This window comes from Bartonella krasnovii (assembly GCF_003606345.3).
In the GTDB taxonomy this organism is placed as follows: domain Bacteria; phylum Pseudomonadota; class Alphaproteobacteria; order Rhizobiales; family Rhizobiaceae; genus Bartonella; species Bartonella krasnovii.
Genome location: NZ_CP031844.2, coordinates 975573 through 998675 on the forward strand (window position 1 = coordinate 975573; position 23103 = coordinate 998675).

Here is a 23103-nt window from a genome sequence, read left to right on the forward strand (position 1 = left end):
TGATTACAAAAGGAAATGGGTGCTAAGGAAAAATAGTACGCATTAGTATCTGAGAAAAACAGCCAGAACAGGATTAAATGATGTTAGAGATAAAAAATTTACGTGCCCGTATTGCTGGGACCGATACAGAAGTTATTCGTGGTTTAAACTTGACGGTTCAAGATGGAGAAGTTGCCGCGATCATGGGACAAAATGGTGCCGGAAAATCAACTTTATCTTATTTACTTGCTGGTCGTGATGATTATGAAGTAATAGAAGGCGATATTCTCTATAATGGACAATCAATTTTAGAAATGGATCCAGCAGAACGTGCTGCATATGGTATTTTTCTTGCATTTCAATATCCAATGGAAATACCAGGGGTAGCAACGATGGAATTTTTAAAAGTCGCGATGAATTCTCAACGCAAAGCGCGAGGTAATGAAGAGCTTAAAATTCCTGAATTTATAAAATATGTTAAAGAGGTTTCAGCTAAGCTTGAAATAGATATGGACATGCTAAAACGTCCATTAAATGTAGGTTTTTCAGGGGGAGAAAAAAAACGTGCTGAAATTTTACAAATGGCACTTCTTGAACCTAAACTTTGCATTTTAGATGAAACGGATTCTGGTTTAGATATTGATGCATTAAAAATTGTTGCAGATGGTGTTAATAAACTTCGGGATTCAAAACGTTCATTTTTAGTGATTACCCATTATCAACGACTGCTTAATTATATTATTCCAGATACAGTACATGTTCTCTATAAAGGACGAATTATTAAAAGCGGAGATAAATCCCTAGCGCTTTATTTAGAGCAAAATGGGTATGCTGATCTTATCAGGGAGGCAGTTTGAAGGTATTATGAAGGTACAACAAAACTTGTTAGCGGTTGAAGAAAATATACTTAGTAATTTTAATCAGTATATCAATGACCTACCGGGTAGTAAAGTCGTGTGGGCAATCCGCAAGAAAGCTATTGAGCAATTTCAAACGACACGTCTTCCTTCTCGTAAAATCGAAAATTGGCATTATACCAATCTGCGCACATTACTGAAGTCTGTGAGCAACTTTTCAAAAGACCAAGACAATCAATCGGTTGATACATTGCTTTCAGAAAGCGCTGTTTTTTCCATGAACAATGGAAAAGTAGCAACGCGCTCAAAAATAGACAAAATTACAGTAAAACGCCTTTCAGATGCATTAGAAGATAATTCTGTATTGATAGATCAAAACATTTCTGATGAGGACTTTATTGGGCAATTAAATACAGCTTTCGTTACAGATGGTTGGCTTTTTTACATTCCTGAAAATACAAAGTTAAATAGACCCATTGAATTACAAAATATACAAATGGGAGGACAATCTCATACTTTTTCAGACATAAAAGTTGATAAAAATAGTCAAGTTATATTTGTTGAACATCAGATTGGCAATGATCAAGATGCCTTTGTCAGTTCAATATTTTCATTAAATATTGCCGCTCATAGTGATGTTACATGGTTTCTTATTCGCAATCGTGGTTTTAATTCTACACAGTTTGGTCGACTGCGTGCTGTTCTTGCTCAAGGAGCGAAGTTATCACTTTATGTCATTAATATAGGGAGTCAACTTAATCGTCAGGAAGTTGATATTGAGTTACAGGGGAAAAAATCTGATTTTCAATTACGCGTTATAAATTTACTATCAGGACAAACACATAGTGATCTTACAATGACTGTTCGTCACGTGGAAGAAAATTCAACATCAACTGAAATTATACGCAATGTGGTTACAGATAAAGCTGTGGGTGTTTTTCAAGGGATGATACGTGTTGCTCAAAAAGCGCAAAAAACCGATGCACGTATGGCTTGCAATAGCCTTATCCTTTCAGATGATGCAGAATTTAATGCAAAGCCTGAATTGGAGATTTTTGCTGATGATGTTGCCTGCGGCCATGGCGCAACAGTTGCAAATATTAATCATGATTATCTTTTCTATCTTATGGCGCGCGGTATCCCCTTTAAAACGGCTCGTGCTCTTTTGATTAAAGGATTTGTTGCCGAGCTTATTGATGACATCAAGCAAGGTGATATCCAGACTGTTTTGGAAAATATCATTGGTCAATGGCTTGAAAAAAATGTTTAAGAGAGAAAAAATGGAAAATGACGTACAAACGCTGAATTATAATGTCGACAAAATTCGACGTGATTTTCCTCTTTTGCATCATCAAGTTTATGGAAAGCGATTAGCATATCTTGATAGTGGTGCTTCTGCTCAAAAACCGCAATCAGTACTCAATGCAATGAATAATTATTATCACCATCATTATGCTAATGTGCATAGGGGAATGTATTTTTTAGCCAATACAGCAACACAATTCTATGAAAACTCTCGTGAAACTGTTCGCCTTTTTCTAAATGCTCAAAAAGCTGAAGAAATTATTTTTACGAAAAATGCAACGGAAGCGATTAATACGGTTGCTTATGGTTGGGCTATGCCCAAACTCAAGGAAGGTGATGAGATTGTTCTAACGATCATGGAACATCATGCCAATATTATCCCTTGGCATTTTCTGCGTGAACAAAAAGGGGTGAAGCTTATTTTTGTTCCCGTTGATGAAAATGGTGTTCTGCATATTGAGGATTTCCAAAAGGCTTTGAGTGAAAAAACGCGGCTTGTCGCTATAACGCATATGTCTAATATATTAGGAACTGTACCTCCTGTTAAAGAAATGATTAAGCAAGCACATCAAAATTCTATACCTGTTCTTGTGGATGGTTCTCAAGGAGCAATACATTTAACCGTTGATGTACAAGATCTCGATTGTGATTGGTATGTCTTTACAGGACATAAGCTTTATGGTCCCACTGGTGTTGGTGTTCTTTATGGTAAGGAGTATCGGTTAGAGGAAATGCATCCTTTTCAAGGGGGAGGTGAAATGATCGAAGAGGTAACAACCGATAAGGTTCTTTATAATGCTCCTCCTTATCGTTTTGAAGCAGGTACACCTCCTATCGTTGAAGCTGTTGGATTAGCTGCGGCCATTGACTATATACAAAAAAGAGGTCTCAGTACAATTCATGCCCATGAAATGTCTCTTTCAGCTTATGCGCATGAAAAGCTTAAAACAGTTGAATCATTGCGTATTTATGGTCATTCTCCCAATAAAGGAGCGATTATATCATTTACAATTGAAGGTATTCACGCTCATGATATCGCTATGTTTATTGATAGAAAAGGGGTTGCAATCCGTGCGGGAACTCATTGTGCACAGCCTTTATTACAGCGCTTTGGTTTAACATCTATTTGTCGTGCATCGTTGGCCATGTATAATACTCAAGAAGATATAGATCAATTGGTCAAAGCATTGAAAGAAACAAGGACATTTTTTAATGGGTGAGTTAATAGAAGAGCGCCATTCTACAGAATCTGCTGAAACTGTAAGCGAAAATAAAAAATCTTACATATCAACAATTCCCGCAGAAGAAATTGATCGTATGACGAATGATATTATTGCTGCTCTTAAAACAGTTTATGATCCAGAGATTCCTGCTGATATTTATGAGCTAGGATTGATTTACCGTATTGATATTGAAGATGATCGTTCAGTAAAAATTGAAATGACTCTTACAGCACCGGGCTGTCCTGTTGCCGGTGAAATGCCGGGCTGGGTAGAAAATGCTGTCAGTGCCGTTGAAGGGGTTTCGCATGTTGAAGTCACTATGACTTTTGATCCACCGTGGACGCCTGAGTGTATGTCAGAAGAAGCGCAAATTGCTGTCGGATGGTATTAACAATACTGTTCGTGAGTACATCATTTTCGCAAACAGTTGGATTTAAAAACAATCATATGCATTATAATAAACCAAAATTAGAACTTACCTAGATTGGAAAAGAGAAACGCTCCAAACTGGAGCCTCGTATCTTATTAGAAGATCTTGAAAAGTCTTATCATGCCTCGCATCAAATATCATCCAAAGATATTTTTGATAATAAACTTATTTTTGGTGATAATTTGCTCGCACTCAAAGCACTTGAACAAGAATATACGGGGAAGGTGAAATGTATCTATATCGATCCACCTTATAATACAGGCAATGCTTTTGAACATTATGAAGACGGTTTGGAACACTCCATATGGCTCAGCCTTATGAGAGACAGGTTGGAACTACTCCATCGTTTACTTGCAAATGATGGGAGTATCTGGATATCGATTGATGACGATGAACAAGCCTATCTTAAAGTAATGATGGATGAAATTTTTGGTCGCCAAAATTTCATCAACAATATTATTTGGCAAAAGAAATATACTCCACAAAATGGCTTTCAGATAACCATGATTTTATAATTTATGCTAAAGATAAAACAATTTGGCGCCCTTACTTAGTGCCTCGTTTAACAGATATGGATGCCCGCTATAAAAATCCTGATAATGATCCACGTGGTCCTTGGAAATCTGGAGACTTATCTGTGAAAAGAGTGACTCTTTATGAAATCACTACACCTTCTGGACGAAAGGTGATTCCTCCTCATGGTAGAAGTTAGGTTATAAGTGAAAAAAAATCTCTGAATTATTGAAATATAATCATATTTGGTTTGGTCCAACAGGAAGCAATGTTCCTTCTCTGAAGCGTTTTTTATCAGAAGTAAAAAACGGTATGGTTTCAATGACCATTTGGCCCTATACGGAAGTGGGACATAATCAGGATGCAAAGAGAGAAGTTAAAGTCTTTAATTCTGATGATGTTTTTACAACTCCTAAACCTGAAAAGCTCATAGAGCGTATTATTCAACTTTCCACTAATCCCGGTGATCTTGTGTTGGATTCCTTTGCAAGTTCTGGCACGACTGGTGCTGTTGCTCATAAAATGGGACGCAAGTGGATTATGATTGAACTTGGTGAACATTGTCATACCCACATTGTTCCTCGTTTAAAACAGGTAATTGATGGAACGGATCAAAGGGGAATTTCCAAAAGTGTCAATTGGCAAGGTGGCGGTGGATTCCGTTATTATCGTCTTGCACCTTCTTTGTTAGAAAAAGATCCATGGGGACAATGGATTATTAGTCGCAAATATAATGCAGCAATGCTTTCAGAAGCGATGTGTAAACATATGGAATTTACCTATGCGCCAGATGAAAATCATTATTGGATGCAAGGCTATTCAACCGAAACAGATTATATTTATGTAACAACAAGTGCTATAACCCATGAACAACTCCGTCTTATGAGCGAAGAGGTAGGTTCCCATCGCACGTTGCTGATTTGTTGCACCGCCTTTGATACAAAAGAAACATTTTTTGAGAATTTGACACTGACCAAAATTCCCCGTGCAATATTGGAAAAATGTGAATGGGGGAGGGATGATTACAGTTTAAATGTAGCCAATCTTGAACCAATGATCGTGGTAAAAGAAAAAAACAAAGATAAAGATGATGTGCAAGCAGAATTAGATCTATTTGAATAAATATATAAAAAGCAGAGTTTCTCATGAACACTGTTGAAAAAAGGGTTTCTGCTCGCCTATCCTTGCGTGATCCTCAGCGTGAATCTTTAAATATTTTGGTGAATATCTTAGAAAAGTTAGATCTTTCTAAAGATGCTGATTTGTTCGCACAATTAGAATTGATAAAAAATCTCTATCCTTCTATACAAGACTTTGAACGAAATTTTCCTTCTTTTTGTTTTGCCTTAGCAACGGGTGTTGGGAAAACACGCCTTATGGGCGCTTTTATCAGCTATCTTTATTTAACAGGACGTAGTTGTCACTTTTTTGTTTTAGCACCAAATTTAACTATTTATGAAAAATTAAAACAGGATTTTAGTCCACAAAGTTCAAAGTATGTTTTCAATGGAATAAGTGAATTTATTGCAAATAGGCCCGTTATTATTACAGGTGAAGACTATGAAAGTGGTAAAGGTATTCGTGCTGATGAACACCATTATCACGGACAAAAGCGTTTGTTTGAAAATAGGGATACAGCCTTTATCAATATTTTTAATATTTCTAAAATTAATACAACGGATAATAAAAAAGGTGCACTAAAATCTAGTGTTTCGCGCATTAAACGCTTACAAGAAACGATTGGCGAAAGTTATTTTGATTATCTCGCAAATCTTCCTGATTTAGTTTTGTTAATGGATGAAGCACATCGTTATCGTGCTTCTGCTGGTGCAGCGGCAATTAATGAGTTAAAACCCATATTAGGAATAGAGCTTACAGCAACACCAAAAACAATAGGGACAAAACCTGTAAATTTTAAAAATGTTGTTTATCATTATTCACTTGCAGAGGCTATGAGGGATGGTTTTGTAAAAGAACCTGCGGTTGCTACACGTAAAGACTTTCAACCTCAAAATTATACATCTGAGCAATTAGAATATATTAAATTACAAGATGCGATTCATGCCCATGAAAATGTAAAAACAGATTTAATTACCTATGCCAAGGATTATAACCAAAAGTTCATTAAGCCTTTTATTTTAGTTGTTGCTCAAGATACAAATCATGCACAAAAATTGCGTGACTTTTTGGAATCAGAAGATTTTTTTTCAGGGGCTTATAAGGGAAAAGTCGCAGAGATTCATACAAAACAGTCCAATATAGAAGAAGATCAAAATATTCAAAAGCTTATTGCGATTGAGGATCCTCATGAACCAACAGAAATTGTTATTCACGTTAATAAATTAAAGGAGGGGTGGGATGTTAGCAATCTCTATACGATTGTACCATTGCGTGCCTCTGCATCAGAAATTTTAACAGAACAAACTATTGGGCGTGGATTGCGTTTGCCTTATGGATATAGGACAGGTGTAGAAGCTATTGATCGTTTAACAATTATTGCGCATGATCGTTTTCAAGATATTATTGATCGTGCAAACGATCCAAACTCCATTATAAAAAACATATTGAGAGTGGAATAGGAGGGGATATACCCCCTGAAAAGACAGATATAATGACAGTACCAAGTCAAGCAGAAGCTTTATTGATGCAGACAGTGGTAACGCATTATTCTGATATAAATGGAGCATCTGATTTACAAAATATCATGTTACGGAATACAAATTTCCCTATATTAGCGCCCGAAGAGCAAGAAATTGCTGCTATCACGTGGAATATTATCAAAGAGAATAATAATTTACCAAATTCTCAAATGCTTTTTCTGCGCCGATACAAGAAAAAATAAACAATAGAATTATGAGCACCATGCCGCTAGCACAGCAGTCTCTTGTGTAAAAAGTGGTTATAATTATGATAAAATAATTATCAGAATTGATCATAGATATTCCCAATATTGTACTTATTCCTTCGCGTGAGGTTACTTATGGTTTTTCTGATTTTGATTTGAAAAATCTAGAAAGCTTAAATTTGCAACCTGTTAGTAAAGAGCTTTTAAGTAGCAGTTGAATGGTGTCGTCATGCAACGCATTATTCTGTCACGCATGACGAAAACCATAGTATTATATTCTTATTCCGCATGATTCTATTAAGGCAAACAGCAGTTTTGAAGGTTTGTGTGCAGAGTTTACTATCTCATAAGTTTCTGAATTTATGAATGATAAGTTGAATTGAATATCTGAATCCTATTTTTGCTTCTTATGCTATTGCTTTTTAAACACTATAAAATTCTTAAATCAAAAAATTACTCATTCTTTCTGAATTTCATTTGATAACTTAATAGATACAAATAAAAGAATTTTAAAAAGCTGAACTATTTATTACTCTTTCTCTTGTAAAATTGAAGCGCAATGAAATAAAATATAACAGCAGATAAAATGGATGATTTGATGTATGGCTCTGGACTTAACAAATATTACTTTTAATTTTTTAAAACAAAACCCAACAAAAAAGTTTACTGCTCGCGAAATCGCTCAATGGATATTCGAAAATTACCAAGATGCTTGCCGTAAAAAACAAAAGCGTTCAACTGCAACAGTTATGCCTCTTAATAGTGATACAGCTCTTATTCAGCAAATTGTTGCTGAAATAGGGTCTAAGCGTCCACACTTGCAAAAGCGTCATCCTGAAATTAAAACTACTGAAGGACGACCAAGGCAGTATTATTTTACAAAACAAACAGATAGTGCTGAAATTGATGCAGTAGAGGACAATACAGAGAGTAAGACAGACGATGACTCTATTAAAGAGCATGATCTTTATCCATTATTATCTAAATTTTTATGGTCAGAGCTTGAAGTTTATAGCAAAAGGATTAACGAAAAACATTCTCGTAATAAACACGGCTCTGGTGGAAATAAATGGCTTTATCCAGATCTCGTAGGAATACAAGATTTAAGTAAAGAATGGAATCGTGAAGTCAAAGACTGCATTTTACAATATTTTGATAAAAAAACGAAGCTTTGGTCTTTTGAAGTTAAAATTCTCATCAATCGTTCAAATTTACGAAAAGCATTTTTTCAAACAGTAAGCAATTCTTCATGGGCTAATTTTAGTTATTTAGTTGCAAGTGAAATTGAAGGTGTTGATACATTAAAAGAGCTTCGGATGCTTTCAAGCTTGCATGGAATTGGATTTATAAGACTTGACAAGGAAAATGCTTCCGAGAGTGAGATCATAATTCCTGCTAAAGAACGCAGAGATATTGATTGGGATATTGCTAATAGATTAGTGGAGGAAAACAAAGACTTTCTTCATTATATTAAGCTCATTCGTCAATTTTATCAAACCGGTGAGATGCGTCCATCTGATTGGGATCACATGGGGCCATGAAGGTTACTTTAAAAGGACTCTATTATTTAAAAGTTCTTTTTCAGAGTGATAAAAAATTACGATCACTGTTTTTACTTGAATGATTATATTGATTTATAATGATAATTAGTCTCACTTAACTTAAATGAGAGATTAGAATATTGTAACATTCGGTTATTTCAAAGAATCTTATATTGATATTAAATCAATAAAAATTTTTGCGTACGCATCAAGTGGAAGTGAATAAATTCTGTTTTAGCCTGTTCTATTTTGCGCGTAGGGTATAATTTCTATTAGATATTAGACTTAATGATTATAATTTATTACAAATTTGCTATTATGGAGAGTTAAATTCAACTTTTTTGCTTTATTTACCTCAATCATTGAAAATATATTATTTTCTCATATTGAAGTTTTTTTTACGAAAAATGTCCCGATTGCTGTTCGTCTTGATTATCGTTAAGTCTTTATCATCTATATTAAATATTTAAAGAAAAATATGAACTTTATAAAATACTGCAGAGGTTATTTAATCTTTTAAAGTAGGCTTAAAAAATAAATTTCTATCATATTTTATGATAAGGGGAGCTACAATACAATTTACCATAATACTCTCTTATTTATTCAATAACGCCGCACGCCAGACGTGCACCACCTCCACCAAGCGGTAACGGCTTATCTGATTGATTATCACCCCCTAAATGAATTATTAATGAGCGCCCTGTAATTTCAGAAATTTTTTTCAATCGTGGAGCAATGACGCTCATCGTGGCATATTCTCGTTTATCAGCATAAAGTGCTGGTAAATCACCAAGATGACCATCGACATTATAAGGTCCTAAATGTTTTCCGGTATGTTCAGGATCATAATGTCCTCCTGCACTCCCACCAATTACGCCCTCCTTTGTATCACATGAAGGATTTTCATGTACATGAAAACCATGCATCCCTTCTGGTAAAGTCGATAAACTAGGGATAAAAACCAAACCATATGTGCTTTCTTCAATTTTAATGCTACCAATAGGTTTTTTTGAATTATTATTTTCTAGTTTATAAATATTCACTGTTGTTGATAGTGCTAATGCAAAGTTTTTATGTATTAGAAATGCCATAAAAACGAATAATGAGAATAATACTTTTTTCATAAAATACCTTTATAATTACTTTAAATAAGTTATTATCTATAGATAATAATCTTAATTATAATATTTTTTAGTAATATATATTATTAATATACATAAAAATATTTTAAACTTAACTTTAATAAAAATAAACTATACAGAAATATTAGCTCTTATAAAGAATAAATAAATTAGTATATTTTTAAACACAGTTTTTGTTTTTTGATCTATAAAAATGTAGCTTTTATTAGGTGGATAATTATATCTCGCTTACCTTTCTTCAAGAGATTCTTTAAAAAATATTTTTTTGAGATATATTCAGAAATTAATTAAGTAATTTAAATAAGTTAGCTAATATATGATGATCGTTTCAGCAAAAAACAGAGCATATAATTTGTTTAATTTGTTGATATTTTAATGTTCTGTTCATAGAAAAATGACAATAACTTTCTATTCGTTGTGAAATTTATAAGAGAAAAAACTACTATGATTGATATAAATTTCCCATAAAATACAGCATATACCAACACCCACCCCCATTCCGGATCCTATCAGCGCTCCTATTATCGTTCCGGCAGAAAGTGCTACTCCTATACCCATTGCGATAAGTGGACCAAATCCTGGCAGAGCAATATAACCATAAGTAGCAAGAGTTGCTGCGATTGCTCCTGATATGCTACCATTTAAACCGCCAATAAAAGCAAATTCTTTAATAGAATGATAGCACTTTTTGAAAGAAAGTTTCTTACAAGGACGAATAGAAACGTTACTGTAAGTTTTAAACTCAATCATATTTTTTTCTTTCATTTTGAATGCTAACTGTTCCTGAATAGTCAACGGACACGAAAAAATGGGACTTTTTAAATTTTACTAAAGCACGCCAGATACCTTTGTCATCTAAACGCAATCGTTTAATGTTCTCAAAACCATTTTGCATAAGACAATTTTTAATTTGTGAAGCAGTAAATGAATTTTGACCTATTTTAGTGACATTTTGACTAGAGTTATAGGTAAAGGTTTGACAATAAGGAAGATGAAAAACTTCACTGATTGAAGTAGTGACGATCAATAAAGCATATACTATCATCACAAAAAAAGCACTTAATTTCAAAAAGTTAGGTAGTTTCATCTTGTCACTCTCTGTTGAAACAACACTTCATTAACCGTTGTATTGCTAACTGGTTCCCAAGATGGTTTTATTTTTAATATTATACTTAATAAAAAAATTGAAAATTTATTGATTAAATAAATTTATTTTTTATCTATGAGTTTTATATTTAATAAAGAATTATAAGAAATATATAGAGTAGTTTTTTAGATAATATGAGATGTAGAAATATTAATTATACATATATTATTATACAAACTTAAAGAATCTGGTGTATAAGTAAAGGGAGAATAAAATGTCTCTTAACTTAAAAACTGTCTCAAATATAAAGGGGATCTCAAATATCAGAGGATGACAAACAATCCTGAAATATACATACAGATTTACCACCTTTATAAACGTAAAAATAATTTAATAGTTTTCCGTTTATATTATTAATGTAGGTGCTATTGCGAGAAACGAGTTTAAATGCAAGATGTTGCTTTAAAACAGGTATGTGAAACAATAGAATAAACATTCTAGTATGAATTTTACAAAATTGGTAAAGAGTCTTTGAATTATATTTATGTCTTAAAGAATGAATTAATTTATTTTTATTGTATACTAGGATATTATATTTTTACTAAATAAATATACTTATAAAACGCATTATTATAAATAACTATTTCTTTAGTTATTTATAGATTATACACTTATTATTATTTTTTTAGTTTACATGAGGATGCAAGATACAAAATTAGCATTTATTTTTCGCTATTATCTCTTATTTCTCAATAGAGTTGTTTAGGTGATTTTGTTGGAAATATTGACATCACTTCCTTGAAGCCGTAACCGGGATACATACCTTCGCGCATAAATAAATTACGTAATGGTGAGCAATGATGTAATAGACCAAGGCCAATGCTACGCATGATATGAACAGGCAACATATGAGAAAGTAAAGCAGAGTTGAGGGTATGAACAGCTCCACTACGGATTAATATATCTGGTTTGCGGTATTGGTTATATTGTGTAACAATCATTTCAGAGTTAGAATCGGATATTTGATTGGGTAAAATATCAATCAAAGTTTGAACATCACGGAATCCTAAATTTAATCCCTGGGCTCCAATAGGGGGAAAAACATGAGCAGATTCGCCCACTAAAATCGTTCGATTTGCAGCAAAATGATGAGCGAGAAGCCCTGAAAGTGACCATGCTTGAATTGATGTTTCTATGGTTATTGTTCCAAGCATTGACTGCATTTGATTTTCGATTATTTTTGTAATTGCTTTTGATTCTATATTCAATAATTCTTCAGCACGAGAAGGGTGAACAACCCATACAAGGCTGGATCTTCGTCCAGGGAGTGGAACCTGTGTAAATGGGCCATGTTCTGTATGAAATTCAGTTGATGTATTCTGATGAGAAAATTCATGAGAAAAATTGAGAACAAGAGCTTTTTGTGAATAACTCCACTGTTTAACAGTTATCCCGGCTGCTGCACGGGTAAGAGAGTGGCGTCCATCAGCAGCAATAACAAGTGGTGCTTGAATGACTCTATCATCAGTAAGAGTAATAGATACATGGCTTTTCGTGTGGTGAAAAGATTTAGCTTCAGAAACAAATCTTTTAATATTAGGCATCTGTGCAACAGCATCAACTAAAGCAGAGTTCAATTCTACATTAGGTATATTATATCCAAAAGCTTTTTCACCAATTTCAGCAGAAGAAAAATGTACTGTAGGCGCACGCACAATCCTAGAAGTTATATCGATAATTCTCATGTACGATAAAGCTGCAGCTTGTTTTTGAAGGCTATTCCAAATATTAAGTTTTTGGAGCGTGCGTATTGCAGGCATCATAAGAGCTGTTGTCCGTAACTCATCCGTATGGGCAGGGGGGCCAACAAGAAAAACAAAAAAACCTTTATGCGCAAGCCTTAATGCGGCTAACATCCCGACAGGGCCTGCACCAATAACGGTAATAGCTTTATGTTCTTTCTTTTCAAGTATCACAACAAGTCGCTCCTTTCCTCAATAGAGCAAATATTTTAACATTTCCAAATGATTTCTCTCTTTTTATTGTATGAAGCTCTTCTATTATATTATGTAATAAATAATGCGATATAAAAAAGTAACCTTTTTATGATTTTTGTTATGCTGAGTCATAATCACGGGTAAAAATGGCGTATGGTAGATGGATGAAGACTGTAAAAACGAGGATAAGAAAACCTTGAAACGTAAACTAACAAAAAAAATCAAAACAAATGCTAAATTATTACGCCATAAAAAGGTAACAATGCCACAAGCAAAGGCTTTTTCTGTTCACTTACTAACGGCTTCTGGATCATTTTTAGCGTTTCTTTCTCTTATATCGGCTTCTCAAAAAGAATGGACAGCTATGTTCTGTTGGCTTGGGCTTGCACTTCTTGTTGATGGTATAGATGGACCCATTGCACGCAAACTTGATGTTAAATATATACTTCCAACATGGTCTGGAGAGTTGTTAGATAATATTATTGATTACGTAACTTATGTTTTAATTCCTGCTTTTGCCCTCTATCAAAGTGGTTTTATGGGGGTAGGGTTATCGTTTTCATTGAGTGCAGTCATTGTTATTTCATCGGCTATTTATTATGCTGATACGGGGATGAAAACCAAAGAAAACTTTTTTAAAGGATTTCCTGTTGTTTGGAATATGATGGTTTTTACACTTTTTGTCGTAAGGCCAGGGGAGTGGATTACCTTTTTTATTATTGTTTTATCGGCCATTATATCTTTCTTGCCAATTTATTTCATCCATCCTGTAAGAGTCTGTCGTTTACGAAAAATTAATTTTCCAATTTTTCTCTTATGGTGTTTCTTTGGTGTTGTGGCTTTCTTTTATCAATTAGAGGTTCCTGATTGGGTAAAAATAGGAATTTCAATAACAGGAATTTATATATATTGTATTGGCGCGATCATGCAAATATTTCCCCAACTTGGGATGAAAAATATAAAAAAAACAATAGATTAATTGTTTTAAGATTTTAAGAAGGGTGTGAAATGAGAATTGATTTTGGAGCAGATAATGATATCTCTTTTACGAAAGAAGGGTATGCTGGTATTATAAAGCTCACACGCCCTTTAGCATTAAACGCTCTTAATGGGCGAATGGTTTCCGCCTTAAAAAAAGCTCTCAAGACGTGGGAAACAGATAATGATATTTCATGTGTCTTAATTGAAGGAGAGGGACGTGCTTTTTGTGCTGGTGGAGATGTTGTAGAAATCTATCATATGGGGAAAAGTGCTTCTGCTTATCAATATTTTAGAGAGGAATATAGCTTAAATGCTTATATTAAACGTTTTCCAAAGCCTTATATTTCTTTCTTAAACGGTATTTGGATGGGAGGAGGGGTCGGTATTTCTCTGTATGGTTCCCATCGAATTGTTACAGAAAATACAGTTTTTGCTATGCCGGAAGCTGCGATTGGATTTTTTCCAGATGTTGGTGCAGGTTTTTTCTTACCATCCCTACCCAATTATTTTGGTATTTATCTTGCATTGACCGGTGCAAATATAAAGTGGGGAGATTGTTTAAATTTAGGATTAGCAACACATGCAGTTCCTGAAGTTAAGTTCGATATGATTAGGAAAGCAGTTATTGAGCAAGGAGATCCTACTTTAGCTTTAAATAAGTATGCAATTACAAAAGACTATGAAACAAGTCATGAAATACGCTGTATTGTTAACACTTGTTTTAGTGCTCAGACATTAGAAGAATGCCTTGAATTGCTTTATAAAAAAAGTAATGAAGGTATTTTATTTGCTAAAGAATGTTATGATATTTTGCAGTCACGTTCTCCGATAAGTTTAAAAGTCATCTGGAAACAAATGAAACAAAATGTACCTCGAACTTTGGAAGATTGTATAAAAATTGAAAACCGCATCGCACATCATATGATTAATGCACATGATTTTCATGAAGGGATACGTGCTATGTTAATCGATAAGGACAAAAAACCCAAATGGAAGCCAGATGAACTTTTAAATGTAACAGATGAGATGGTAGAGGCTTATTTCCAACCTGTTGAACAAGAGTTATTATTGTGAAAAATAATTCACATAAACGGATTTCAAAAATCAACTTAATTTATAACTGTTATTTGCGATTTTTGGCATTGATTTGCTTGAGCTTGAGTATTTTTTATTGGATACGCTTAGTTGGTGTCTTTCCAGGTATTTTATGGCGTTTTGATCTTATGCCTTGGCAGTGGCAATTTGCATCAGCGATATTGGCTATTCTCTATCCTATTTCCTTGATTGGACTTTGGATGTATTCATTATGGGGCATTATTTTATGGTGTAGTGCGGCGTTAATTGAAATAATAATCTATTATTCTAATTTTATTTATCAACCATTTATAGCATTATTTCATGGAATATTATTTTTAGTCTTTGTGATCCTACGAATTATAATGATTTTTTTGAAAGAATAAAAAACGGTTGTGATTGAAACTTTTCAGAATAAATCGGTTTTCAATCTAACTTAAGTTTTTAAAATTTAAAAAAAGATGCATAGGAATGGTTATTCATTTTCCAACATACTGGACTATAAAACGTATCTTCCTTATCAAAAGTTCCATAATATATATTATGCGATAATTCAGTAAAGAAAATAAAACTTTCTAAGCTCAATGAAAACACCATAAACTCTATTTTAAAACATACACCCTCGACCCAAAATCATGGGAGATTGGGAGAAAAATGGCAAACGAATATTGGCCTATATATTTTTAAAAAGTGTACGCCTCTTGATTGGTCTTTAAGGTATATACCTTAAAGACCAAAATAGTTATACGTATTATAAAATCAGAAAAATTATTGCGCTATTTTACAACGTTTTATACGTGCAAGATCACTCAAAACAGCATTACGATTATTTAAAGCTGCAATTTCATTACTTTCGCTTGATTTTACATCCATAAAAAACAAAGCAGGTACAAATATAACACCTGCTGCTGCTAAAGCTACATTTTTATTTCTTGCTTTAGAGCGCTCTGCAATTGTATCATTAATCTGACGCTTATTAGCAAAAAATTCCCGTTGAATATCGGCACAACTCATTGTTCCATCATGTAATGTTGTCGTTGAAATATTTTTTTCTAAACGCCCCCCACATGCTGTCAAGGAAACCGCTAAAGCCACAAGACATATTCCCCGCTTAAAACTCTTATGCATAAAAACCTCACTTTTGACATAAAAAAGCACCAATTACGACAAAAATAAAACAAAATAAAGGATAATTTTTAAAATGTAGAATATGGCGTTAAATAAGCTTATGCCTTCGTCTCAAAAATAAGACCTTGATGTGCTGGTTTTACGTAAGTTGGGACGTAATTGACAACCTCATTATAATCTAGCGATCTATCCATATGTGTAAGTATAGCTTGTTTTGGCTTTAAATATTCTATCCATTGTAATGCTTGATCAACAGAAAAATGACTCGGATGAGGTTTAAATTGAAGAGCTTCAATAATAAGAACATCCAAATCCATTAATTTGGATAATGTTTTTTCAGGAAATTCACTAACATCTGTACAATAGGCAACATTCCCAATACGAAAACCTAAGGAATGAATATTTCCGTGGTATTGTAAATGCGTATTGACGCTTATTTCCCCCCCCTTCCCCTGAATAATAAATTGGCTATCTTCATCGATAAGATGCTCTTTTAAGATAGGTGAATAAGATGAATCTTTTGGTGTTTGAAAACAATATCCGAAAGCATTTTTGAGATGCTCGAGTGTAAACCTGTCAGCATAGATATCGATTAAACATTTTTGTGCGAGGGCATAACTGCGTAAATCATCAATACCGTGGATATGATCTGCATGAGAATGCGTATAAAGAGCAGCATCAAGATGGCTTACACGCGCATCGATCATTTGTGAGCGAAAATCTGGACCTGTATCAATAACGATCGTTGTTTTTTTTCCTGATGATTTAATGCGTTCAATTAATAAAGAACTTCTGTAGCGTTTATTTTTAGGGTTATTCGGATCACATGTCCCCCAATCACCATTGGGGCGTGGGACCCCTGGAGAGGGACCACAGCCTAATATCGTAAATCGGTACTGATCGCACATAGCTTTTGCCTTATTTCATTTTGCTAAATAAATGAAAAGCATTTCGGGTTGTTATTTGAGCTGTTTCTTCAATGCTTAAACCAATTGTTTCAGCTAAAATAGCTGCTGTATAGCATACAAAAGATGGTTCATTGGTTTTTCCCCGGTGAGGAGTGGGGGCTAAAAATGGTGCATCTGTTTCCACCAGCAACCGCTCATGGGGCACAATTTTTGCTATTTCACGGATTTCAAGTGCATTTTTAAAAGTAAGAATACCTGAAAAAGAAATATAACCCCCAAGTTCAATGCCAGCACGAGCAAGCTGCATTCCAGACGAATAACAATGAAGAATAAAGGGAAAAGCCCCTTGCTTCATCTGTTCGCGTAAAATTTTCTCCATATCGATATCTGCATTGCGTGAATGTATAACAAGAGGAATCTGTGTTTCTCGAGAAGCAATGATATGTTCTTGAAATACTTTCTTTTGCTCTTCTGGTGTAGAATAATCATAATGGTAATCAAGCCCCCCTTCCCCAAATGCAACAACTTTAGGGTGTTTTGAGAGTTGAATAAGCTCTTTGGCTGTAATATCTTGTTCTTCATGCGCATGATTAGGGTGGGTTCCAACGGAACAAAAGACTTGCTCATAGCTTTGCGCAATAGCTAACAGTTTATCTAACTTACGAACATGGGTTGAAATTGTGATCATACGTCTAACGTCGGCATCAAAAGCCCGTTGGATAACATTATCCAAATCTTGTGAAAAATCTTCAAAATCAAGATGACAATGTGTATCAATGAGCATGGTGAGAATCTTCTTTCTTCAAGACATAACGAGGGAAAATCGGTTCTGGTGGTGGAAGATCAGCCCCTTCTTGAATTTTTGTATGGCTTATATGATACAATAACCGATCATCTTCAGCAACCGCAAGGCTATCAAGAAGTTTTGTTGCTGATTGGGGAATGAAAGGCAAAAGCATAATTCCTATTCGTCGCAAGATTTCGATAGTTATATAAAGAACTGTAAAAAAACGCTCTTGATCATTCTTTCGTAAATTCCAAGGCTGTTCGTTGGCAAAATAGCGATTGGCATCTGCTACAAGTAAAAAAATAGCCGAAAGGGCTAAATGCATACTATGAGAAGACATTGCTTGGTGTACAGTTTCAAGCACTTGAAGAGATTGTTCCAAAAGCTGTTTGTCTTGAACTAAAAATGCAGCGGGTCTAGGAACCTTTGCATCACAATTTTTGGCAATCATAGATAAGGAACGCTGTGCTAAGTTACCAAGATCATTAGCAAGATCGGCATTAATACGACTCACAAGGCTTTCATGATTATAACTACCATCATGTCCAAAGGGAACTTCACGAAGCAGAAAATAACGAACCTGATCAAGACCATAATGATCAACCATTTCAAAAGGATCAACGACATTCCCAACAGATTTTGACATTTTTACACCACGATTAAGTAAAAAACCATGTGCAAAAATATTTTTAGGCAATTCAACTCCAGCAGACATTAAAAATGCTGGCCAATAGACGGCATGAAAACGAATAATATCCTTACCAATGATATGCGTATTTGCAGGCCAAAAATCACGTTTTTTTGAACTTTTATTAAAAAAATCAATTGCTGATAGGTAATTTGTAAGCGCGTCAACCCAAACATACATCACGTGTTTGGGATTATCAGGAACAGCAACTCCCCAATTAAAATTTGTCCGTGAAATAGAAATATCTTTTAAACCCGATTTGATAAAACTTATAATTTCATTACGTCGCTCGAAGGGAGCGATAAAATCAGGATGTTTTTCATAATATTCAAGAAGTGCCTTTTCATAACGAGAAAGTTTAAAAAAATAACTTTCTTCTTCATTCCATTCAACAGGAGAGCCTAATTCCTTCTCGCGACGAATATTATCGGGTCCAATTTCCGTGTCTTTCTCTTCATAATAGGCTTCTTGGCGAACCGAATACCACCCCTTATAACGGCCAAGATAAATATCGCCATTCTCTTCCATCCTTTTCCAAATTTCTTGACACGTTTGAGAATGGCGCTCTTCTGTCGTGCGGATGAAATCATCATTAGAACAATTTAATACCGCAAGCATTTTTTGAAACACAGCACTATTACGATCTGCAAGTTGCTGAGGTGTTATGCCTAATGTTGCTGCGGTTTGTTGCATCTTTAGACCATGCTCATCTGTACCAGAAAGAAAAAGTACATTTTTTCCGTTTAATCGTTGAAAGCGGGCTAAGACATCACTTGCAATGGCACTATACGCATGCCCAATATGCGGATTACCATTGGGATAAAAAATGGGAGTTGTTATGTAATATGTGTCACGCATGTCATACTCGTTGTAAAACACTATAAATAAAAGATATAATGACATAACGCCTGTTTATCACATTGTCACGGAAAAACTAAACCTCATGAATGATCTTATGAACTCTAAAAAGTAAGTTAATAACAAACTGCTTCTTATCGAGATTAAATAATTGTATTTCCTCTATTTCCTGATGAATCTCCTGCCATTTTTGTGCATATTTTTTTGAGAGAAATAAATTTCCTTTTTCAACGAGTGTGATAGCTTTTTGTTGAATTTTATCAAGAACTTCATCACAGAACTGTTGAAATTGAAATGGAGAAGAAACAGATGAAAATGTTTGAGCAAGCGTGTGTACAATCGTTGCGTTACAAACAGGTTGTTCTAGGAGAGCATCAATTGTTTTAATAATTTCAAGACCACCATGGCAAATAAGTAAAGCCGCTTTTCGAGGATTTCCTTTGGATTTTTTAATAATCATTTCAATCATTTTTTCATCAGGTAAATTCTGATTGCTGAAAATATGTGTAATGACTTTTTTCATTTCATCATGACTCAACGGACGAAAAGAAATTTTTTGACACCGCGAATGAATGGTTGGAAGCAATTTTCCTAAAGAATGCGCAATAATAATAAAGAGAGTTTTTGCAGGAGGTTCTTCAAGTATTTTAAGAATTGCATTAGCTGCATTTCTATTCATATCGTCTGCAGAATCAATAATAACAATACGCCATCCATTATCTTGCGATGTTCTGCTTAAAAAATGAATAACATCACGGATATCATCAATGAGTATTCCTGTTTTAAACTTTTGTGTTTTTACATCAAATCGACGTGAAATATACAACAGACCAGGATGACTCCCCTGTGTAATTTGGCGCCATGAAATAGAATGAAGATCGGGTTTTAAGAAATTTCCCTTTTGAGAACTTAAAATATTCCAAGCAAGATGAAACGCTAATGTTGCTTTTCCAATTCCGTATTCTCCTTCAAATAATAATGCATGGTGCAAATGCCCCTCTTTAAGCATTTGTGTCAAAAAGTGACGAATATCCTCATGACCAAAAATAACATTATTCTGGGACGGAGATGAAATTGTATCAATATCATCATATTGACGTAAGATATTTATGACATCATTCATGAAAATTGATCCAACAATATCTGATGACAAAAACTTTTTATTTGATTCGCAACAACTGCCACTGAGCCAGTCGCATCAATAACGCGAAATCTCTGGGGCTCTTGTTTGGCCAATTGAAGAAAAGCTTGACGCCTTTGTTCTTGAATTTCCAACTGATCTTTTTCAAAATAATCGATTACTTCTGTTTTTTTTCTTCGCAAATTGGCACGCTTTATACCGCACGCTGCTGGCATATCTAATAAAAATGTTAAATGAGGCATGATACCGTTGAGTGCAACACACTCTAAAACAGAAAGAAGAGAAGAATTGACGGTTTCATTGAGTCCTTGATAAACGCGTGTAGAATCAATAAAGCGATCACATAAAACGACTTTACCTTTTTGCAAAGAAGGCGCGATAATCTCGGCAACATGGTCGGTACGTGCCGCTGTAAACAAAACAGCTTCAATCAATGGTCCATATTGTTGTGCCTGCCCTGACAATAAAATATGACGGATTGCTTCTGCCCCTGGTGTTCCTCCTGGTTCTCGTGTTGTAACAACATCATAACCTTGGTAAGAGAGATATTCAGCAAGTAAAGAAATCTGCACTGTTTTTCCTACCCCGTCCCCTCCTTCGAATGTGATAAAATAACCTGACACGTATAAACCTTAATCTTATTAGCGCGTAACTATAAATATTTCCGTAACCATCCTATTGTTACTTCATAGAATGCACCTTTTACTTTTGTAAAGAAGCTTCCTTCCTGAACATTTTTGCCAGCAAAAACTGGTTTTTCCAAAAGAATCTTTTTATCTTCTAAAATTTGAATAACGCCAACTGATTGCCCTGAAACGATGGGGGCTTTCAATGGACCATGATATTTAATTTTTGCTTTAACATTGACTTCTTTTTCATTGGAAAGCATAAAGCTTATCGGTTTTTTAACAATAAGTGGAACAAAATTTTCTTTCCCGCCATAAACAGAAGCACGACCAACCGTTTTTTCCTTTGTAAAAATCGTTTTGAGATCAAAAGATGTCATTCCCCATTGAAGAATGCGTTCTATTTCCTTTGTATGTTTTTTACCATCTTGCAAACCATTAATCGCTAAAAAAAGACGCCGATGATTTTTATAAATGGTAGCAACCATTGAAAAACCTTCTTTTTCACTGTAGCCAAAACCAAATCCTTCTACACCTATTTCCTTAGAAATAAGAGGGTTTTTATTCCGTTGAAAAATATTATTCCACGTAAAGTGAGGCTCACGATAAAGTGTGTAATAATCTGGATATTCCTGGGCAATATAACGTGCTAATGTAATCATATCGCGTACTGTTACAAATTGTCCCTCTTCGGGAAACCCTGTTGCATTAACAAAATGGCTTTCAGATAATCCAATTATTTTAGCGCGCTGATTCATCAGCTTTGCAAAATGAGACTCATCTCCTGATATTCCTTCAGCAAGAATAATAGCAGCATCATTTCCATTCATAATAATTAAACCACGTAAAAGATCATAAACACTGATTTCTGTCTTTATTTTTGCAAACATAGTGGTTGTACCGGAAGGTGCCCCACCCTTGCGCCAAGCATTTTCACTGACCTTGAATTTTTGGGTATTTTTTAACAATCCTTCCTTTAATTGATGAAAGACGACTTCCGCTGTCATTAATTTTGCTAATGAAGCAGGAAAAAAAGGAATATCACTTTGTTTTTCATAAAGTATTGTTTCGGTATTATCATCAAGTAACAAAACTTGTGAGGCAGAAGTTTGAAAATTCTGTGTTCTTCCCAACGAGCTAAATGCTAATATTCCCCATAAGGTCAATAAGATCCTTAATGTTGTATACATAGTCGCTCCTCCCATCCTAAAATCAATATAAAAAATTATTATATAGGAAAAAACTCTTTTATTTCTGTAAATTGAGAGACTATTGACAACTCAAGAAAAGATTTTATCTTTTTCATGGGTAGGATATTAATTTATTTATGACAAATGATCATTTTTTAAACTTAAAGCTGACCAAACTATTGTAAAATTCTCCCTTGATTTTTCCCTTTTTGAAACAATTAAAATCACTTTTTTATCCTCCATAAGTAGGGTTAGTATAGAGGTGAAGATTATTAAAGAGAGAGTAAAAATACTTTTTATAAATCTCTCAACTGCCAAGGATTATTGTAAAACATAAGAGCTTTACAAACTCTATATGATAGTATTTTGTTTATAGTTTCATACGTGTAAAGAAGGAGCATGCCTAATGGCTTTACAGTTCTCCTCTTCATAAATGCTGTCATAAAATAGGCTCGAGAGCCAGATATGTCTCCTTAAAACGAGCACGTGTGAATTGATAATGCAAAAAGGGTATTTTGTTTGAGATGTTTAGTTTAAGTGAAGGGAGTTATTCCATTAAGAAATCAGTAAAAAAAGCATGAGGCAATGCGTAATCTCTTCATAAGATATTATTACCTTTGATGCTATCGAAGGCTGCAAAGTCAAATCAAAAGGGGATATTTTTCTGCTTTTCAGGTTTTATATTCTTTTCCAATTAGACTGTGCAATCATTTCAGAGGTCACATCAACAGATTCATACAATCCGCTTATCTCCATTTGCTAAAAGCTGTCACTGCAGAAAAAGCATGTATTTTATGAGCAAA

General features: G+C 34.3%; 22 protein-coding genes and 1 pseudogene. 12 read left to right on the plus strand and 11 right to left on the minus strand.

Features of this window, described 5'->3' with window-relative positions:
• Nucleotides 1–80 precede the first annotated feature (80 nt).
• The 9 genes and pseudogenes from sufC (at nucleotide 81) to D1092_RS04165 (ending at nucleotide 8693) form a co-directional block, all read left to right on the plus strand.
• Nucleotides 81–836, plus strand: a complete 756-nt coding sequence (gene sufC, locus D1092_RS04130; RefSeq protein ID WP_120122307.1) for a Fe-S cluster assembly ATPase SufC — start codon at nucleotides 81–83, stop codon at nucleotides 834–836.
• 7 nt (nucleotides 837–843) lie between these two features.
• Nucleotides 844–2106, plus strand: a complete 1263-nt coding sequence (sufD, locus tag D1092_RS04135) for a Fe-S cluster assembly protein SufD (RefSeq protein WP_120122308.1) — start codon at nucleotides 844–846, stop codon at nucleotides 2104–2106.
• 10 nt (nucleotides 2107–2116) lie between these two features.
• A complete protein-coding gene (locus D1092_RS04140) occupies nucleotides 2117–3361 on the plus strand; it encodes a cysteine desulfurase (RefSeq protein ID WP_120122309.1) in 1245 nt (414 codons plus the stop codon).
• Nucleotides 3354–3755, plus strand: coding sequence for an SUF system Fe-S cluster assembly protein (locus D1092_RS04145; protein WP_120122310.1), 402 nt, complete (start codon nucleotides 3354–3356; stop codon nucleotides 3753–3755). Before D1092_RS04140 ends, D1092_RS04145 begins: the two co-directional genes overlap by 8 nt.
• Before the next feature lie 221 nt (nucleotides 3756–3976).
• On the plus strand, nucleotides 3977–4309 hold the full coding sequence (locus tag D1092_RS10110; protein WP_148255607.1) for a DNA methyltransferase: 333 nt from the start codon (nucleotides 3977–3979) through the stop codon (nucleotides 4307–4309).
• 38 nt (nucleotides 4310–4347) lie between these two features.
• Nucleotides 4348–4506: a hypothetical protein gene (locus D1092_RS10115; protein ID WP_167309287.1), complete on the plus strand. Its 159-nt coding sequence runs from the start codon at nucleotides 4348–4350 to the stop codon at nucleotides 4504–4506.
• Between the two features lie 29 nt (nucleotides 4507–4535).
• Nucleotides 4536–5429, plus strand: a complete 894-nt coding sequence (locus D1092_RS10120) for a DNA methyltransferase (RefSeq protein WP_420913991.1) — start codon at nucleotides 4536–4538, stop codon at nucleotides 5427–5429.
• A 23-nt stretch (nucleotides 5430–5452) separates the two neighbouring features.
• Nucleotides 5453–7358: pseudogene (locus D1092_RS04160) on the plus strand (DEAD/DEAH box helicase); the annotation flags it as partial.
• Nucleotides 7359–7754: 396 nt separating this feature from the next.
• A complete protein-coding gene (locus D1092_RS04165) occupies nucleotides 7755–8693 on the plus strand; it encodes a COG2958 family protein (RefSeq protein ID WP_120122311.1) in 939 nt (312 codons plus the stop codon).
• Nucleotides 8694–9292: 599 nt separating this feature from the next.
• On the opposite strand, the gene D1092_RS04170 is transcribed toward D1092_RS04165, so the two are convergent.
• From D1092_RS04170 to D1092_RS04185, 4 genes are all read right to left on the minus strand, one after another.
• On the minus strand, nucleotides 9293–9817 hold the full coding sequence (locus tag D1092_RS04170; protein ID WP_120122312.1) for a superoxide dismutase family protein: 525 nt from the start codon (nucleotides 9815–9817) through the stop codon (nucleotides 9293–9295).
• A 426-nt stretch (nucleotides 9818–10243) separates the two neighbouring features.
• The gene (locus D1092_RS04175) at nucleotides 10244–10600 is read right to left on the minus strand and encodes a hypothetical protein (protein WP_120122313.1); all 357 of its coding nucleotides are present in this window, start codon (nucleotides 10598–10600) and stop codon (nucleotides 10244–10246) included.
• Complete coding sequence (locus D1092_RS04180; protein ID WP_120122314.1) at nucleotides 10578–10922, minus strand: hypothetical protein; 345 nt, start codon at nucleotides 10920–10922, stop codon at nucleotides 10578–10580. Before D1092_RS04180 ends, D1092_RS04175 begins: the two co-directional genes overlap by 23 nt.
• A 749-nt stretch (nucleotides 10923–11671) precedes the next feature.
• Nucleotides 11672–12898, minus strand: a complete 1227-nt coding sequence (locus D1092_RS04185; protein ID WP_120122315.1) for a UbiH/UbiF family hydroxylase — start codon at nucleotides 12896–12898, stop codon at nucleotides 11672–11674.
• A gap of 181 nt (nucleotides 12899–13079) precedes the next feature.
• Between D1092_RS04185 and pcsA the strand changes: the two genes are divergently transcribed.
• The 3 genes from pcsA to D1092_RS04200 are packed head-to-tail and all read left to right on the plus strand — an operon-like array spanning nucleotide 13080 to nucleotide 15360.
• Nucleotides 13080–13898 carry a phosphatidylcholine synthase gene (gene pcsA, locus D1092_RS04190; protein WP_120122316.1) on the plus strand — a complete coding sequence of 273 codons (819 nt, stop codon included), beginning with the start codon at nucleotides 13080–13082 and terminating at the stop codon, nucleotides 13896–13898.
• A 29-nt stretch (nucleotides 13899–13927) separates the two neighbouring features.
• The gene (locus D1092_RS04195; protein WP_120122317.1) at nucleotides 13928–14974 is read left to right on the plus strand and encodes an enoyl-CoA hydratase/isomerase family protein; all 1047 of its coding nucleotides are present in this window, start codon (nucleotides 13928–13930) and stop codon (nucleotides 14972–14974) included.
• On the plus strand, nucleotides 14971–15360 hold the full coding sequence (locus D1092_RS04200; RefSeq protein WP_120122318.1) for a DUF6163 family protein: 390 nt from the start codon (nucleotides 14971–14973) through the stop codon (nucleotides 15358–15360). Before D1092_RS04195 ends, D1092_RS04200 begins: the two co-directional genes overlap by 4 nt.
• Nucleotides 15361–15742: 382 nt before the next feature.
• Here D1092_RS04200 and D1092_RS04205 read toward each other — a convergent pair whose 3' ends face one another.
• The 7 genes from D1092_RS04205 to D1092_RS04235 form a co-directional block, all read right to left on the minus strand.
• Nucleotides 15743–16102 carry a hypothetical protein gene (locus D1092_RS04205; protein ID WP_120122319.1) on the minus strand — a complete coding sequence of 120 codons (360 nt, stop codon included), beginning with the start codon at nucleotides 16100–16102 and terminating at the stop codon, nucleotides 15743–15745.
• A gap of 98 nt (nucleotides 16103–16200) precedes the next feature.
• Complete coding sequence (locus tag D1092_RS04210) at nucleotides 16201–17010, minus strand: MBL fold metallo-hydrolase (protein WP_120122320.1); 810 nt, start codon at nucleotides 17008–17010, stop codon at nucleotides 16201–16203.
• Nucleotides 17011–17020: 10 nt separating this feature from the next.
• The gene (locus tag D1092_RS04215) at nucleotides 17021–17794 is read right to left on the minus strand and encodes a TatD family hydrolase (RefSeq protein ID WP_120122321.1); all 774 of its coding nucleotides are present in this window, start codon (nucleotides 17792–17794) and stop codon (nucleotides 17021–17023) included.
• Nucleotides 17784–19343, minus strand: coding sequence for a methionine--tRNA ligase (gene metG, locus D1092_RS04220; protein WP_120122322.1), 1560 nt, complete (start codon nucleotides 19341–19343; stop codon nucleotides 17784–17786). The genes D1092_RS04215 and metG overlap by 11 nt, the downstream gene beginning before the upstream one ends.
• 76 nt (nucleotides 19344–19419) lie before the next feature.
• The gene (locus D1092_RS04225; RefSeq protein WP_120122323.1) at nucleotides 19420–20466 is read right to left on the minus strand and encodes a DNA polymerase III subunit delta'; all 1047 of its coding nucleotides are present in this window, start codon (nucleotides 20464–20466) and stop codon (nucleotides 19420–19422) included.
• Nucleotides 20463–21107, minus strand: a complete 645-nt coding sequence (gene tmk, locus D1092_RS04230) for a dTMP kinase (RefSeq protein ID WP_120122324.1) — start codon at nucleotides 21105–21107, stop codon at nucleotides 20463–20465. Before tmk ends, D1092_RS04225 begins: the two co-directional genes overlap by 4 nt.
• A gap of 29 nt (nucleotides 21108–21136) precedes the next feature.
• Nucleotides 21137–22300: a D-alanyl-D-alanine carboxypeptidase family protein gene (locus tag D1092_RS04235; RefSeq protein ID WP_120122325.1), complete on the minus strand. Its 1164-nt coding sequence runs from the start codon at nucleotides 22298–22300 to the stop codon at nucleotides 21137–21139.
• Nucleotides 22301–23103: the final 803 nt, after the last annotated feature.

What these genes read in the sequence shown, in the direction of transcription:
- D1092_RS04235 (WP_120122325.1), bottom strand. Translation starts at nt 22,300, where the DNA reads ATGTATACAACATTAAGGATCTTATTGACCTTATGGGGAATATTAGCA.
- D1092_RS04215 (WP_120122321.1), bottom strand. Translation starts at nt 17,794, where the DNA reads ATGCTCATTGATACACATTGTCATCTTGATTTTGAAGATTTTTCACAA.
- pcsA (WP_120122316.1), top strand. Translation starts at nt 13,080, where the DNA reads ATGGATGAAGACTGTAAAAACGAGGATAAGAAAACCTTGAAACGTAAA.
- D1092_RS04205 (WP_120122319.1), bottom strand. Translation starts at nt 16,102, where the DNA reads ATGCATAAGAGTTTTAAGCGGGGAATATGTCTTGTGGCTTTAGCGGTT.
- D1092_RS04170 (WP_120122312.1), bottom strand. Translation starts at nt 9,817, where the DNA reads ATGAAAAAAGTATTATTCTCATTATTCGTTTTTATGGCATTTCTAATA.
- D1092_RS04140 (WP_120122309.1), top strand. Translation starts at nt 2,117, where the DNA reads ATGGAAAATGACGTACAAACGCTGAATTATAATGTCGACAAAATTCGA.
- D1092_RS04175 (WP_120122313.1), bottom strand. Translation starts at nt 10,600, where the DNA reads ATGAAAGAAAAAAATATGATTGAGTTTAAAACTTACAGTAACGTTTCT.
- D1092_RS04225 (WP_120122323.1), bottom strand. Translation starts at nt 20,466, where the DNA reads ATGAATGATGTCATAAATATCTTACGTCAATATGATGATATTGATACA.
- sufD (WP_120122308.1), top strand. Translation starts at nt 844, where the DNA reads ATGAAGGTACAACAAAACTTGTTAGCGGTTGAAGAAAATATACTTAGT.
- sufC (WP_120122307.1), top strand. Translation starts at nt 81, where the DNA reads ATGTTAGAGATAAAAAATTTACGTGCCCGTATTGCTGGGACCGATACA.
- D1092_RS04180 (WP_120122314.1), bottom strand. Translation starts at nt 10,922, where the DNA reads ATGAAACTACCTAACTTTTTGAAATTAAGTGCTTTTTTTGTGATGATA.
- D1092_RS04165 (WP_120122311.1), top strand. Translation starts at nt 7,755, where the DNA reads ATGGCTCTGGACTTAACAAATATTACTTTTAATTTTTTAAAACAAAAC.
- metG (WP_120122322.1), bottom strand. Translation starts at nt 19,343, where the DNA reads ATGCGTGACACATATTACATAACAACTCCCATTTTTTATCCCAATGGT.
- D1092_RS04145 (WP_120122310.1), top strand. Translation starts at nt 3,354, where the DNA reads ATGGGTGAGTTAATAGAAGAGCGCCATTCTACAGAATCTGCTGAAACT.
- D1092_RS04195 (WP_120122317.1), top strand. Translation starts at nt 13,928, where the DNA reads ATGAGAATTGATTTTGGAGCAGATAATGATATCTCTTTTACGAAAGAA.
- D1092_RS04210 (WP_120122320.1), bottom strand. Translation starts at nt 17,010, where the DNA reads ATGTGCGATCAGTACCGATTTACGATATTAGGCTGTGGTCCCTCTCCA.